Raw genomic sequence first — 14,484 nt, 5'->3', positions numbered from 1 at the left:
GACTGAACGTCCGCCCCGGCGTCGTTGCTCTGGGGCGTTTCAGACGGTTGTGAGTCCACCGTGTTGAGAAAAGGTTAATTCACACCCCTGGGAGAAGCGCAAGCAAGGCTCCCCTCTCCACGCCGTGACCTGTGGTTTTACACTCGCCAGCTGGGAAAATGCAGTGTACGTCACAGCGTAGAGCGATTGTTTCCCGCCTGACGGCGCCGTGGGTTGCAGCATCGACACGATCGCCGCGCGGTGGATCGCCGTGATGTCACGGCCCGATCGCGGTCTCGCGCGTGCCTCTCTCCGGTACGGTCCCCCCATGGCTGGCAAGGCAGCGATCCTCGGTGGGGGCCTCGGCGGACTGACGGCCGCCAACCTCCTCACCCGGCGCGGGTGGGACGTGTCGGTGTTCGAACGCTCGCCCGCACCGCCCACCACCGGGACCGCACTGGGCATGTGGCCGGCGGCGATGGCCGCCCTCGACGCGGTGGGACTGGGCGCGCGGGTACGTCAGCTCGGCGCGCCCCAGCACCGGGTGGCGTTCCTGCGCCCGGACGGCTCGGTGATCGGGCGTGTGGACAGCGCGCGGCGCACCGCCTATCTGGTGTCGCGGCCGGCGTTGCTGAATCTGCTCGTCGACGGTCTCCCGGACGGCGTCGTCCGATTCGGTGTGCCCGCCCCCGACCTCGGCACCCTCGCTGGTTTCGACGTCGTCGTCGCGGCCGACGGCACCCGCAGCGCCACCCGCGACGTGCTCTTCGGGACGCGCTATCGCCCGGTGTACACGGGCCTGACGGCGTGGCGCGGGTGGATTCCCGGCGAGACGCGGGCGGTGACGGAGACCTGGGGGCGCGGGGCGCTGTTCGGCATCACGCCCCGCGAGGGCGGCCTGGTCAACTGGTTCGCGGCCGTCCGCGCGCCGGCCGGCGCCCCGGGCGGGCCGACGACGCTGCGCGACCGGTTCGGCGACTGGCACCAGGACGTCCGCAAGATCCTCGAGCAGATCGGCGCCGAGGAGGTGCTGCACCACGACCTGTACGAGTCCCCGGCGCTGCCGTCGTACGTGCGCGGGAACGTCGCCCTGATCGGCGACGCCGCCCACTCGATGGCGCCGAACCTCGGGCGCGGCGCGTGCGAGGCCATGGTCGACGCGGTCACGCTGGGGCGCCTGCTCGCCGCCCATCCGGTGCCCGACGCGCTGCGGCGCTACGACCGCGCCCGGCGGCGGCCCACCCGGCGACTCGTCCGGGCCTCTCACGTCGTCGGCCGCGTAGCCACCGCCGAGCGCTGGATCGGGCTGCGCGACACCGTCGTCGGACTGGGTGCACGTTTCGCGTGAAACATCACCGCGGACACCGGCCCCGAAAATAGCGACTGGCCGCAGCGAGTGGACAGCTGCGGCCAGTGCAGGACGAACACTAGCACCTGTTGAACGTTCGTCTCACATGGATCGGAACTTCTTGTCCGAGCGCCGTTCCCGAGAGTCGAACGCGCAGGTCACACCTTCGCGGCGTCGGTGTCGGCGACCTCGACGACCGTGGGCGCCGGCTTGCGACCGGGGATCGCCGAGGCGATGGCGGCCGCGACGAGCGCCACGCCGCACCCGATCAGCAGGCCGGTGCGGAATCCGCCCTCGGTCGGGATCGTGTGACCGCCGCCGATGTCGACACTCATCTGCGCCAGCACGACGCCGACCACCGCGGCCGCGACCGACGTGCCGACCGAGCGCATGAGGGTGTTGAAGCTGTTGGCGGAGCCCGTGTCCGACGGCGGGACCGCACCCATGATGAGCGCGGGCATGGAACCGTAGGCCAGCCCCACGCCGCCGTTGGAGATACAGACCACGACGAGCAGGCCCCACGTCGACCCGAGCAGCAGCATCGACGACCCGTAGCCGAGCGCGATCACCAAGGCGCCGAGGATCAGCGTGACCTTGGGACCACGCGCGGCCGAGAGCTTCGCACCGAGCGGCGAGACGGCCATCATCACGAAGCCGCCGGGCAGCATCCACAGACCCATCGCGAGCATCGACTGTCCCAGGCCGTATCCCGTGGACTCCGGGAGCTGCAGCAGCTGCGGGATGATGAGCGACTGCGCGTACATCGAGAAGCCGACGACGACCGAGGCGGCGTTGGTCAGCAGCACCTGGCGTCCGGCGGCCAGCCGGAGATTCACCAGCGGGTCCCGGGTCCGCAGTTCCCACCAACCCCAGGCGAGGAGCGCGATCACCGCGAGCGCGAACAGGCCGAGGATCTCGGCACTGCCCCAGCCCCAGACCGCGCCCTTCGACACCGCGAGCAGCAGGCTCACCAGTCCGACACCGAGCCCGACGGCGCCGACGACGTCGAAGCCGCCGCTGGCCATCGCCGGCGTGGCCGGGACCAGCCGCCAGATCAGCACGCCGATGAGCACGCTCAGCACCGCGCAGCCCCAGAACAGCACGCGCCAACTGGTGTTCTGCGTGACGGCCGCGGAGATCGGCAGGCCGAGCGCACCGCCGATGCCGAGAGTGGCGCTGATGAGCGCGATCGACGAACCCAGCTTCTGCGGCGGCACCAGCTCGCGCAGCGCACTGATACCCAGCGGCACCATGCCCATGCCGAGACCCTGCAGGCCGCGGCCGATGACCATGGGGGCGAGCGACGTCGCGAGCGCACACGTCACCGAGCCGATGACCAACGGCACCGCGCAGAACAGCAGCATCCGCCGCTTGCCCAGCAGGTCACCCAGCCGTCCGGTGACGGGCGTGGCGACCGCGCCCACCAGGAGCGTGATGGTGACGACCCACGACGCGTTGGACGCCGAGGTGTCGAGGATTCGCGGTAGGTCGCCGATGAGCGGCACCACCAGCGTTTGCATGAGTGCGGCCACGATGCCGGCGATCGCCAGCACGGTGACGATTCCCCCCGAACGGGTGGCGGGCGCGGAGCTGTCCACGCGGGTCTCCCAACTTTTCGATCTGTCGATTTCGTTACGCAAAGTAGTTGCACCTTACAACCGAGTTGTATCATGCAATCAGGTTGCATCATGCAAAGTCCCAGCTCGCGGGTGTTATGTCCGGTTCCAGGCACAATGGGAGGGCATCGGGCACCGATGCGTGGTTGGGAGAGGACCGGTATGCAGAAGCCGACGCACATGATCGAGTTCGAGACGATGGTCCTGGGCCGGCACCTCCGCCTCCACAGCCCCCGGCCCCGGCGCAGCACCGGTCACCTCGACACCAGCGCGTACATCCTGCTCAGCCGCCTGTCGATGGAGGGCCCGATGTCGATCGGGCAGCTCAGCGAGGCGCTCGGGCTCGACACCTCGACCCTGCACCGACAGACGACGGCAATCCTGGCCGCCGGACTGGTGGAGCGCATCGCCGACCCGGACGGCGGCATGGCCCGCAAGTACCGGATCACCGACGAGGGCCGTGACCGCCTCGACGCCGAGCGCGCCGGCAGCATCGACGGCCTCGAGCGGGTGCTCGCCGACTGGTCCGCCGAGGACGTCGCCGCCTTCGCCGGTTACCTCGAACGCTTCAACACCGACATCGAGCGACTCGACGGGCGGCCCTGGCCCCGCCCGTGAGGCCGGTCCGCGGCGGGGCGGGGCGGCCCGAGCGCCGCTCAGGAGTTGTCCGGCTCCGCATCGAACCGGGCGCGGGCACGTTCGATCTGGGGCAGATGCGCGTCCGCCCACGCGAGGAGGACCTCGACCGGGTCACGGAGGGTCTTGCCCAGCGGCGTCATCCGATACTCGACGGCGACGGGACGCGAGCTGAGCACCCTGCGCTCGACGATGCCGTTGCGCTCGAGCCGGCGCAGCGTGGCGCTCAGCGATTTCTGGGTCACGGCGGGGACGGCGCGCCGGAGTTCGTTGAACCGGCTCGGCCGCTCGCACAGCTCGTTGCACACCGCCAGTGACCACTTGTCCAGCACTTGGTCGAGCAGTTCCCGATGCGGCGGGGTGACGACGAATTCGCCGAGGTCGTGGTCGGTGGTATCGCTCGAGCTACCTGGTCTCGTTGAAGTGCCCTCCATGCACCAAGTATCACAGTGATACCTACTTTCCCGCACCCGAGGAGCACCTGTGGCCGTCCGATATCTCAGCCCCCAGGGCATGACCCAGCCCACGCCGTACCACCACGTCGCCGTCGGCACCGGCGCTCGGCATGTCCACGTCGCCGGTCAGATCGCCCGGCTCCCGGACGGGACCCCGGTGGCGCCGGGCGATCTCGCGGGGCAGGTCGCCCAGGCACTGCGCAACACCGCCGCCGGACTGGCCGGAGCGGGCGCGACCTTCGCCGACGTCCTCCGGCTGACCTTCTACGTCACCGGATGGACGCCGGAGAAGATCACGGAGTTCATGGCCGGCGTCGAACAGGTCGCCGACGAGGTGGGGTTGGCACTGCCGACACCACCGGCGTCGCTGATCGGCGTGGACTACCTGTTCGAGCCGGACGTCCTCGTCGAGGTCGAGGCCATCGCGCTCGTCGACTGACGGCCCCGCCGCCCACTTGGTGGCAGACGAAACGAGGCCACGGACTCGAAAGTCCGTGGCCTCGTAGATCGCAGTCATGATACTGCCATTGTGGGCGAAGGGGGACTTGAACCCCCACGTCCCGAAGGACACTGGCACCTGAAGCCAGCGCGTCTGCCATTCCGCCACTCGCCCGAGCGACGTGGAAAACACTAGCACGGCACTTCCGGAAATGACGATTCGTGCAGGTAGGAAGCCAAAAAGAGGCAATCTTCGCGCGGACGGAGCCCCGCTGAAGAGGTGTCCAGATATCATGCAGGGGCAGCGGCGGGTTCCATTGCAGCCGCGACACGCAGACTGACCGCGAACAGACAACAGCAAGGTTCATGCCGTGGGGATCGTTCAACGTTTCGAGCGCAAGCTTCAGGGGGCCGTCGGTGACGCCTTCGCGCGCGTCTTCGGCGGGGGCGTCGTACCTCAGGAAGTCGAGGCCGCGCTGCAGCGGGAGGCCGCCGACCGAGTCCAGCAACTGGACGGGGGCCACTACCTGGCACCCAACAGCTACGTGATCACGATCAACGAATCCGATCACGAGAAGCTGTCGTCGGATCACGACCTGACCGTGCAATCCTTCGCCCGACATCTCGAGGGATACATCCGCGAACAGGGGTGGCAGACGTACGGTGACATCGACGTCCGGCTCGAGCCGTCGCCGACGCTCCACACCGGGCAGTTCCGCACGGCAGGATCGGTCGATCCGGACGCGCGCCGCGGCCCCGCCGGCGCGGCCGGTCCCGAGCCCCGGGCGGGACGCGCCGCCGCACCCGTTTCACCGACCCCAGGAGCAGGCCCCATGACGCAGAACTCCGGACACGAGCCCGGCCGCGACCCCAAGGACCGTGGGGCGGAGCCCGAGAAGTTTCGGAACGGCAGCGCGCACCCGGGCCCGGACCGGGGCCCGGACCAGGGGCAGGGCTACCAGCAGGACTACCCGCAGGGGTACGCCCCGCAGGGCTACGACCAGGCGTACGGCGCTCCGCAGGGCGGTTACCCGCAGGACGCCGGGTATCCGCAGCAGGGTGGTTATCCGTCGGAGACCCCGCAGCAGGGCTACGGGCAGTACGACGCACAGCAGCCGTACCCCGGCCAGTACCCGGGCTACCACCAGGACTACAACCAGCCCGGTTACGACCAGAACTACCAGGGCCAGGGTTACGACCAGGGCTACCAGGCGCCGCAGGGCTACGACCCGCAGCAGGGCTACGCCGACTACGACTACCAGCAGGGCGACTACCAGCAGGGGTACGACCAGGCCGGGTACAACCAGGCGTACGGCCAGCAGGGTTACGAGAACCAGGCCTACGAGAACCAGGGCTACGACCAGCAGGGGTACGACCAGGGCTACCAGGCCGGCTACGCGCCGGAGGCCGGCCGCACCTTCACCGCCACCCTGCAGCTCGAGGACGGCAGCGGCCGCTACTACCAGCTGCGTGAGGGCAACAACATCGTCGGCCGCGGTCAGGACGCGCAGTTCCGGCTGCCCGACACCGGCGTCTCGCGTCGTCACCTCGACATTCGCTGGGACGGCCAGGTGGCGATGCTCTCCGATCTCGGCTCCACGAACGGCACCAGCGTCAACGGCGCCCCGGTCCAGGACTGGCAGCTGGCCGACGGTGACGTGATTCGCGCCGGCCACTCCGAGATCCTGGTGCGCATCCTCTGACCACTACAGACGCCGAAGCCACCACCGCCACCGCGGCCCGGGACACCGGGCGCGGCACAAGATCATGATCGTTGCCGTCGGCTACCACATATGATGCAGCCAGCTGAGAAAGCCTCGGCTGCGTATCCGCGTGGCCGTGCCCCCGAAGGAGGTGTCGAGCAGTGCAGGGACTGATTCTCCAACTGACGCGAGCTGGCTTCCTGCTGCTGCTCTGGCTCTTCGTCTGGGCGGTCATCCGGACGCTCCGCAGCGACATCTACGCGGGCGCCGGTGTCCGCGTCCCGCCGTCGCGGTACTCCCGCAGCTCGTCGGTGCTCTCGTCGCTCGGTAAGCAGAAGATCGCGAAGCACCTGGTGGTCACGCAGGGCGCGCTCGCCGGTACCCGGATCACGCTGGGCACCCAGCCGGTCCTGATCGGCCGGGCCGACGACTCCACGCTGGTCCTCACCGACGACTACGCCTCCACCCGGCACGCCCGGCTGTCGCAGCGCGGCACCGACTGGTACGTCGAGGACCTCGGGTCCACCAACGGCACCTACCTCGACCGCGCGAAGGTGACGACGGCCGTCCGCGTGCCGCTCGGCACCCCGGTGCGCGTCGGCAAGACCGTGATAGAGCTCCGCCCGTGACCCTGGTTCTGCGCTACGCGGCCCGCAGCGACCGCGGTCTGGTTCGCGCCAACAACGAGGACTCGGTCTACGCCGGCGCCCGCCTGCTGGCGCTCGCGGACGGCATGGGCGGTCACGCGGCCGGGGAGGTCGCGTCGCAGCTGATGATCGCCGCGCTGGCGCATCTCGACGACGACGAACCGGGCGACGACCTGCTCGGCAAGCTCGACGCCGCCACCCACGAGGGCAACGCGACCATCGCGGATCAGGTCGAGGAGGACCCCGAGCTCGAGGGCATGGGCACCACGCTCACCGCGATCCTGTTCGCGGGCAGCCGGCTGGGCCTGGTCCACATCGGCGACTCCCGCGCCTACCTGCTGCGCGACGAGCAGCTCACCCAGATCACCCGCGACGACACGTTCGTGCAGTCCCTCGTCGACGAGGGCCGGATCACCGCCGAGCAGGCGCACACCCATCCGCAGCGTTCGCTGATCATGCGCGCGCTCACCGGCAACGAGATCGAGCCGACGCTGACGATGCGCGAGGCCCGGGCCGGTGACCGCTACCTGCTGTGCTCGGACGGCCTGTCCGACGTGGTGAGCGACGAGACCATCGCGAACACCATGCGGGAGGGCACCAACGACGAGTGCGCCGACCGGCTCATCGAACTGGCGTTGCGCAGCGGCGGCCCCGACAACGTCACCGTCATCGTCGCCGACGTCATCGACCTCGACTACGGCCAGAGTCATCCCATCGTCGGCGGTGCCGCGTCGGACGACGACGACGAGGACACTCCCCCGCCCAACACGGCCGCCGGCCGGGCCGCCGCGATGCGTCCGCCGCGGGCGACGCCCAAGCGGGTGACGCCGGTGCCGGAGGAGAAGCCGCAGAAGTCGCACAAGCTGCGGTGGACGCTGCTGGCCGTCGGGCTGATCGTGCTGGTCGTCGCCGGTCTGGTGGTGGGCCGGTCGATGATCCGCAGCTACTACTACGTCGGCGCGTCCGACGACCGGGTCACGGTGTTGCGCGGCATCCCCGGCTCGGTGCTGGGCATCTCGCTGCAGGAGAGCGCGCTGGTCGGCTGCGTCAGTGACACCGGCGCGCTCACCGTCGTCGCCCCCGACCAGCTGCCCGACGGGTGCCGTCTGCTGAAGGTCGACGACCTGCAGCCGTCGGCGCGCGAGCAGGTGCGGGCGGGGTTGCCGTCGGGCACCCAGGACGACGCCGTCGACCAGATGCGCCGGCTCGCCGCCAACGACGTGCTGCCCGTGTGCACGCCGGAGTCCCCGACCCCCACGCCGACGCCGACGCCGACTCCCACGCCCACCCCGGCCCCGGCTCCCACCCCGCCCGGGGAGCCCGCGCCGCCCGGACCGACCACCGAGGCGCCGGCGCCGACGCCCACCCCGGTCGAACAGATCCCCGGGCAGAACTGCAGGACCGGTAGCTGATGTCGACGTCCGATGCACCGTTCCCCAGCCCCGCCGGTGGATTCGCAGCCGCGCCCGCGCAGTCGAACCGGCGGAACACCGAGCTGATCCTGCTGTGCTGCTCGATCGCGATCACGACGTTGTCGCTGATACTCGTCGAGGCCAGCCAGGAACAGACGATCACGTGGGACCTGGCCAAGTACGGGCTGGCGTACGCCGCGATGTTCCTGATCACCCATCTGGCGGTGCGCCGGTTCGCGCCGTACTCCGATCCGCTGCTGCTCCCGATCGTGGCCCTGCTCAACGGGCTGGGTCTGGTCATCATCCACCGTCTCGACCTCGCCGACGCCGACAAGGCCATCGCGCAGGGGCTGCCGATCCCGTCACCGGACGCCAATCAGCAGGTGCTGTGGACGGCGCTGGCGCTGGGCGGGTTCATCGCGGTGCTCGTGGCGCTGCGCGACTATCGACTGCTCGCCCGCTACGGCTACACCGTCGGCCTGGCGGGGCTGGTGCTGCTGGCCATCCCGGCGCTGCTGCCGTCCCGCTTCTCCGAGGTCAACGGCGCGAAGATCTGGATCAAGCTGCCCGGCTTCAGCATCCAGCCCGGTGAATTCGCGAAGATCCTGTTGATCATCTTCTTCGCGGCCGTGCTGGTCGCCAAGCGCGACCTGTTCACCACCGCGGGCCGCCACTTCCTCGGGATGGACCTGCCGCGCGCCCGCGACCTGGGTCCCATCCTCGTGGCGTGGATCGTCTCGGTCGCCATCATGGTGTTCGAGAAGGATCTCGGCACGTCGCTGCTGATCTTCGGCACCGTGCTGGTGATGCTCTACATCGCGACCGAACGCGCCGGGTGGCTGCTCATCGGCGGCGCCCTGTTGATCGTCGGGTTCTTCTTCGCCTACCAGGTGTTCGGGCACGTCCGGGTGCGGGTGGACACGTGGCTGGACCCACTGGGCGACTACCAGAACACCGGTTACCAGATCTCGCAGTCCCTGTTCGGCCTGGCGACCGGCGGTGTCGCCGGCACGGGCCTCGGCAGCGGACGGCCGTCGCAGGTCCCGTTCGCGAAGACCGACTTCATCATCGCCGCGGTCGGTGAGGAACTGGGGCTGATCGGCCTGGCAGCGATCCTGATGCTGTTCCTCGTGCTGGTCGTGCGCGGGCTGCGGACCGCGCTGGCGGTGCGCGACAGCTTCGGCAAACTGCTCGCGGCCGGACTGTCGTTCACCATCGCGATCCAGCTGTTCGTGGTCGTCGGCGGTGTGACGAAGCTGATCCCCCTCACCGGCCTGACCACCCCGTTCATGTCGTACGGTGGATCGTCGCTGCTCGCGAACTACCTGCTGTTGGCGCTGTTGATGAAGATCTCCGACGCCGCACGCACGCCCGCCGCCCCCAAGAAGAAAGGGCCTGCCCCCATCGCGGACGCCCCGACGGAAATGCTGGATCGCCGATGAACACACCACTTCGCCGCGTCGCGCTGGCCGTCATGGTGATGGTCGTGGCGCTCCTCGCCAACGCCACCTACGTGCAGGTCATCAAGGCGGACGATCTGCGCAACGATCCGCGTAACTCGCGGGTGCTGCTCGACGAGTACTCGCGTCAGCGGGGGCAGATCTCGGCCGGCGGCCAGGTGCTGGCGGCGTCGGTGCCCACCGACGACCGCTACAAGTACCTGCGGGTGTACCCGCCGAACCCGGCGGCGCCGGCGAGCCCGCTCGCGAACGCCCCGATCACCGGCTTCTACTCGATGCAGTACGGCAGCACCGGTCTCGAGAAGGCGGAGGACCCGGTTCTCAACGGCTCCGACAACCGGTTGTTCAGCAAGCGGTTCTTCGACCTGGTGTCGGGACGCGACCCGCGTGGCGGCAACGTGATCAGCACCATCGACCCGGTGATGCAGCAGGTGGCGTACGACGAGCTGACCGCCAAGGGTTACACCGGTTCCGTCGTCGCGATCGAGCCCAGCACCGGCAACATCCTGGCGATGGCCAGCACCCCCAGCTACGACCCCAACCGGTTGTCGGGCCACGACGGCGCCGAGACGTCGGCGGCGTGGGACGAACTCAGCGCCGACCCCGACAAGCCGATGCTCAACCGGGCGGTGTCCGCGACGTACCCGCCCGGCTCGACCTTCAAGGTGGTCGTCACCGCGGCCGCCCTCGAGCACGGCGCCAACCCCGACGAGCAGCTGACCGCGGCACCGAACATCACGCTGCCCGGGACGTCGACGACGCTCGAGAACTACAACGGCAGCACCTGCGGCAGCGGCGCGACGGCGTCGCTGCGGGAGGCGTTCGCGCGCTCGTGCAACACCGCGTTCGTCGAACTGGGCATCAAGACCGGCTCCGACGCCGTCGCGGACCAGGCGAAGGCCTTCGGGATCGGCCCCAACACGCCGGGCATCCCGATCCCGGTCGCCGACAGCACGATCGGTTCCATCCCGGACGACGCGGCGCTGGGCCAGTCCAGCATCGGTCAGCGGGACGTCGCGCTGACGCCGCTGCAGAACGCCGAGATCGCCGCGACCATCGCGAACGGCGGCATGCGCATGGAGTCGCACCTGGTGTCGCAGCTGCAGAGCCCCGACCTGTCCGACCTGGCGACCACGTCCCCGAAGTCGCTGGGCCGGGCGGTCTCCCCCGAGGTGGCGTCGACGCTGACGCAGCTCATGATCGGATCCGAGAACAACACGGCCGGCGGCGGCAAGATCCCCGGTGTGCAGATCGCGTCCAAGACCGGCACCGCCGAGCACGGCACCGATCCGCGCAACACGCCGCCCCATGCCTGGTACATCGCCTTCGCACCGGCCCAGAACCCGACCGTCGCGGTCGCGGTCATCGTCGAGGACGGTGGCGACCGGGCACTGGCCGCCACCGGCGGCTCGGTCGCCGCACCGATCGGACGCGCCGTCATCGCGGCCGGAATGCAGAGGGGATGAGGCATGTCGTTGACCAACGGATCGGTGATCGGCGGCCGCTACCGCCTGCAGCGGCTGATCGCCACCGGCGGTATGGGCCAGGTGTGGGAGGCCCTGGACGGCCGCCTCGACCGCCGCGTCGCCGTGAAGGTCCTCAAGGCCGAGTTCTCGTCGGACCCGGAGTTCGTCGAGCGGTTCCGCATCGAGGCCCGCACCACCGCGCAGCTCAACCATCCGGGGATCGCCGGGGTCTACGACTACGGCGAGACGCGTGACGAGTCCGGCGCCAATCTCGCCTACCTGGTGATGGAGCTGGTGACCGGCGAGCCGCTCAACGCGGTGCTCGCCCGGGTGGGCCGACTCTCGATCCCGCATGCCCTGGACATGCTCGAGCAGACCGGTCGCGCACTGCAGGTCGCGCACTCGGCCGGCGTGGTCCACCGGGACGTCAAGCCCGGCAACATCCTGGTCACCCCGACCGGCCAGGTGAAGATCACCGACTTCGGGATCGCCAAGGCCGTCGACGCGTCGCCGGTCACCCGCACCGGCATGGTGATGGGTACCGCGCAGTACATCGCGCCGGAGCAGGCGCTGGGGCAGGAGGCGACCGCCGCCAGCGACGTGTACTCGCTGGGCGTCGTCGGCTACGAGGCGCTCTCGGGCCGTCGCCCGTTCGGTGGCGGCGGCACGCTCACGGTCGCGATGAAGCACGTGCAGGAGCCGCCCGAGCCCATGCCGGCCGACCTCCCGGCGCCGATCCGCGAGCTCATCGACATCACGCTCACCAAGGATCCGGCCGGGCGCTACGCGAACGGCGGCGAGTTCGCCGACGCCGTGGCCGCGGTGCGCGCCGGCCGACGCCCGCCGCCCCCGGGCCGGGTGCCCACGGGCGCGACGCGGGTCGCACCGCCGGTCGCGGCGGCCGCCCCCACGGCGATGATGTCGACGCAGCAGCGCAACTACGCCGGTGACACCGGCCGGGTCCCGCCGCCGGAGGACGAGGGCCGGTCCGGATGGACGCCCGGTCAGAAGGCGTTGGCGTGGGCGGGCGGCGGCCTGCTGGCGCTGGCCGCGATCGTCACGCTCGGACTGCTGTTCTTCGACGGCGGCGGCTCGGACCGTCCGTCCGTCCCGGCGGCCACGACGACGTCGAGGACTCCCGCGACCACCACCACGACCACGCGGGTGACTACGACGACCACGACACCGCCGCCGACCACCACGACCACCACCCCGCCGCCCACGACGACGACCACGACGCCGCCGCCGACCACCACGACCACCACCCCGCGGCGGACCACGACCACCACGGCGCCGCGGACCACGACCACCACCGCCCCGACGACGGCCGAGACCACCACGGCCACGCAAGGACAGCCATGACGACGCCGCGCAATCTCTCCTCCCGCTACGAGCTGGGCGAGATTCTGGGCTTCGGTGGGATGTCCGAGGTGCACCTCGGACGCGACCTGCGCCTCAGCCGGGACGTCGCGATCAAGGTGCTGCGCGCCGACCTGGCCCGCGACCCCACGTTCTACCTGCGGTTCCGCCGGGAGGCGCAGAACGCGGCCGCGCTGAACCATCCGGCGATCGTGGCGGTGTACGACACCGGCGAGGCGGAGACGGACGGTGGTCCGCTGCCGTACATCGTGATGGAGTACGTCGACGGCGACACGCTGCGCGACGTCATCCGCACCGAGGGGCCGCTGGCCCCGCGCCGTGCCATGGAGATCGTGGCCGACGTGTGTGCCGCGCTGGACTTCAGTCACCGCAACGGCATCGTGCACCGGGACATCAAGCCGGCCAACATCATGATCAACCGTGCCGGCGCGGTGAAGGTGATGGACTTCGGTATCGCCCGCGCCATCTCCGACAGCTCGAGCACCATGACGCAGACGGCGGCCGTGATCGGCACCGCGCAGTACCTGTCGCCGGAGCAGGCCCGCGGCGAGCAGGTGGACGCCCGCTCGGACGTCTACTCGCTGGGCTGTGTGCTGTACGAGGCGCTGACCGGTGAGCCGCCGTTCAAGGGTGATTCGCCCGTCGCGGTCGCGTACCAGCACGTGCGGGAGGACCCCAAGCTGCCGTCGCTGGTCAACCCGTCGGTGCCGCAGGCGCTGGACTCGGTGATCCTCAAGGCGATGAGCAAGAACCCGGCGAACCGGTACCAGAGCGCCGCGGAGATGCGCAGCGACCTGGTGCGCGTGCTGGGCGGGCAGCGTCCGAGCGCGCCGATGGTGCTCACGGACGAGGAGCGCACCACGATGTTCGGTGCGGTCGACGACGCCGCGAGCAGCAGCTCCGGCTACCGTCCCGAACCGACCCGCAGCACCGCGACGGTGACGGCCAGTCCGCAGGTGATCGCGCCGTCGACGCCGGCGAAGAAGCGGAACACCACCCGCAACGTGCTGTTGGCGCTGGCCACCCTGATCGTCGTGGGCATCATCGCGGCCTTCGGCGCCTCGATGCTGATGACACCGACCAAGGTGGACGTGCCCGACGTCCAGAACCTCAGCCTGCAGGAGGCCGAGGCGAAGCTGCGCAGCGCGAAGCTCGACTCCACCATCCAGACCCGCCCCGATCCGGTGGTGGCGTCCGGCAACGTCATCGGCACCAACCCATCGGCCGGGACCTCGGTGGACGAGAACAGCACCGTGACGCTGCAGGTGTCGTCGGGACCGGAGCAGGTGCAGGTGCCCAAGCTGGCGGGCCTGACGCAGGACCAGGCGTCGCAGGCGCTCGCCGCGGCCGGGTTGCGCCTGGCCCCGGATGTCGAGCGGGCACCGTCCGATGCCGCCCAGGTCGACAAGGTGGTGGGGCAGGACCCGTCGTCGGGCGCGAAGATCAACCTGGACTCGACGGTGACGATCACCCTGGGTTCCGGTCCGGAGCAGGTGCGGGTCCCGAACGTGATCGGGCAGACCATCGACGTCGCGCAGCCCAACATCGAGGGTGCCGGGTTCAAGGTGCAGGTGGAGAAGGTCGACTCGGGCAAGCCCGAGGGTGAGGTGATCTCGACGTCGCCGACCGGTGGCTCGACGGCCGCGAAGGGCGACACCATCCGCCTGCAGGTCTCCAGCGGCAAGCTGTTCACGATGCCGAGCCTCACCGAGATGTCGGTGTCGCAGGCGCTGGACGCCTTGCGCCGGGCCGGCTGGACCGGGTCGTCGAACCAGTTGTCGCAGACCAAGGAACCGACGCTCGACGCCGACCTCATCGGCAAGATCGTCGGACAGCAGCAGCCGGCCGGGACGGATGTGCCGAAGAACGCGCAGCTGTCGGTGCAGGTCGGCGAGCTCGGCATTCCGCGCTAGCCACCGGCTACGCCCGAGGCCGGGCGGCCCC

General features: G+C 70.1%; 12 protein-coding genes and 1 tRNA gene. 10 read left to right on the top strand and 3 right to left on the bottom strand.

Going from position 1 to position 14,484, the window contains the following annotated elements:
* Positions 1–307: 307 nt before the first annotated feature.
* Complete coding sequence (locus tag E7742_RS18980; RefSeq protein WP_137800358.1) at positions 308–1,327, top strand: FAD-dependent monooxygenase; 1,020 nt, start codon at positions 308–310, stop codon at positions 1,325–1,327.
* Between the two features lie 158 nt (positions 1,328–1,485).
* Here E7742_RS18980 and E7742_RS18975 read toward each other — a convergent pair whose 3' ends face one another.
* The gene (locus E7742_RS18975) at positions 1,486–2,925 is read right to left on the bottom strand and encodes an MFS transporter (RefSeq protein ID WP_137800357.1); all 1,440 of its coding nucleotides are present in this window, start codon (positions 2,923–2,925) and stop codon (positions 1,486–1,488) included.
* Between the two features lie 180 nt (positions 2,926–3,105).
* On the opposite strand from E7742_RS18975, the gene E7742_RS18970 reads away from it, so the two are divergent.
* Positions 3,106–3,561, top strand: coding sequence for a MarR family winged helix-turn-helix transcriptional regulator (locus tag E7742_RS18970; protein ID WP_175420530.1), 456 nt, complete (start codon positions 3,106–3,108; stop codon positions 3,559–3,561).
* 38 nt (positions 3,562–3,599) lie between these two features.
* Here the strand turns inward: E7742_RS18970 and E7742_RS18965 are convergent, their stop codons facing one another.
* Entirely contained in the window at positions 3,600–4,013 is a 414-nt protein-coding gene (locus E7742_RS18965; RefSeq protein ID WP_137800355.1) for a winged helix-turn-helix transcriptional regulator, read from the bottom strand.
* Between the two features lie 49 nt (positions 4,014–4,062).
* On the opposite strand from E7742_RS18965, the gene E7742_RS18960 reads away from it, so the two are divergent.
* Entirely contained in the window at positions 4,063–4,473 is a 411-nt protein-coding gene (locus tag E7742_RS18960) for a RidA family protein (protein ID WP_137800354.1), read from the top strand.
* A 91-nt stretch (positions 4,474–4,564) separates the two neighbouring features.
* Here E7742_RS18960 and E7742_RS18955 read toward each other — a convergent pair.
* Positions 4,565–4,647: transfer RNA gene (locus E7742_RS18955), tRNA-Leu, on the bottom strand.
* Between the two features lie 196 nt (positions 4,648–4,843).
* On the opposite strand from E7742_RS18955, the gene E7742_RS18950 reads away from it, so the two are divergent.
* The 7 genes from E7742_RS18950 to pknB all read left to right on the top strand — a co-directional run bounded on the left by E7742_RS18950 (position 4,844) and on the right by pknB (position 14,453).
* Positions 4,844–6,175, top strand: coding sequence for a DUF3662 and FHA domain-containing protein (locus E7742_RS18950; RefSeq protein WP_137800353.1), 1,332 nt, complete (start codon positions 4,844–4,846; stop codon positions 6,173–6,175).
* Positions 6,176–6,336: 161 nt separating this feature from the next.
* On the top strand, positions 6,337–6,804 hold the full coding sequence (locus E7742_RS18945; RefSeq protein WP_137800352.1) for an FHA domain-containing protein FhaB/FipA: 468 nt from the start codon (positions 6,337–6,339) through the stop codon (positions 6,802–6,804).
* Positions 6,801–8,234 carry a PP2C family protein-serine/threonine phosphatase gene (locus E7742_RS18940; protein WP_137800351.1) on the top strand — a complete coding sequence of 478 codons (1,434 nt, stop codon included), beginning with the start codon at positions 6,801–6,803 and terminating at the stop codon, positions 8,232–8,234. Before E7742_RS18945 ends, E7742_RS18940 begins: the two co-directional genes overlap by 4 nt.
* Positions 8,234–9,676, top strand: coding sequence for an FtsW/RodA/SpoVE family cell cycle protein (locus E7742_RS18935; RefSeq protein WP_137800350.1), 1,443 nt, complete (start codon positions 8,234–8,236; stop codon positions 9,674–9,676). Before E7742_RS18940 ends, E7742_RS18935 begins: the two co-directional genes overlap by 1 nt.
* Entirely contained in the window at positions 9,673–11,160 is a 1,488-nt protein-coding gene (locus tag E7742_RS18930; RefSeq protein WP_137800349.1) for a peptidoglycan D,D-transpeptidase FtsI family protein, read from the top strand. The genes E7742_RS18935 and E7742_RS18930 overlap by 4 nt, the downstream gene beginning before the upstream one ends.
* Positions 11,161–11,163: 3 nt before the next feature.
* Entirely contained in the window at positions 11,164–12,522 is a 1,359-nt protein-coding gene (locus E7742_RS18925; RefSeq protein WP_137800348.1) for a serine/threonine-protein kinase, read from the top strand.
* A complete protein-coding gene (pknB, locus tag E7742_RS18920) occupies positions 12,519–14,453 on the top strand; it encodes a Stk1 family PASTA domain-containing Ser/Thr kinase (RefSeq protein ID WP_137800347.1) in 1,935 nt (644 codons plus the stop codon). The genes E7742_RS18925 and pknB overlap by 4 nt, the downstream gene beginning before the upstream one ends.
* Positions 14,454–14,484: the final 31 nt, after the last annotated feature.

It is taken from the genome of Rhodococcus sp. SGAir0479, assembly GCF_005484805.1.
Lineage (GTDB): Bacteria > Actinomycetota > Actinomycetes > Mycobacteriales > Mycobacteriaceae > Prescottella.
This window is presented reverse-complemented; position numbering and strand designations above follow the sequence as displayed.